1 protein-coding gene is annotated in these 270 nt (G+C 59.6%); it reads left to right on the top strand.

What is annotated here, in order from left to right; translation table 11 throughout:
* Nucleotides 1-4: 4 nt before the first annotated feature.
* Nucleotides 5-270 (top strand): amino acid kinase family protein (locus lacNas_RS10735; RefSeq protein WP_444979757.1); only part of this gene is annotated, 266 nt, incomplete at its 3' end.

Here is a 270-nt window from a genome sequence, read left to right as displayed (position 1 = left end):
AAGAATGAAAGAGAACCTGATCGTTTTTAAAGTAGGGACCTCCTCGCTGACCAGCCCGGCCGGCGGCCTGGATCCAGAGAAGATCAAGAAAATTACCCGGCAGCTGGCTCAGCTGCACCAGGCCGGCTACAAGCTGGTCCTGGTAACTTCAGGATCCATCGCGGCCGGTTTCCGCCGCCTCGGCTTTGACAAACGACCCAAGAAAGTTGCCGACAAGCAGGCCGCCGCGGCCGTCGGCCAGGGACTGCTGATCGAGGAATACACCCGCAG

This window comes from Lactobacillus nasalidis (genome assembly GCF_016587775.1).
GTDB lineage: Bacteria > Bacillota > Bacilli > Lactobacillales > Lactobacillaceae > Lactobacillus > Lactobacillus nasalidis.
This window is presented reverse-complemented; position numbering and strand designations above follow the sequence as displayed.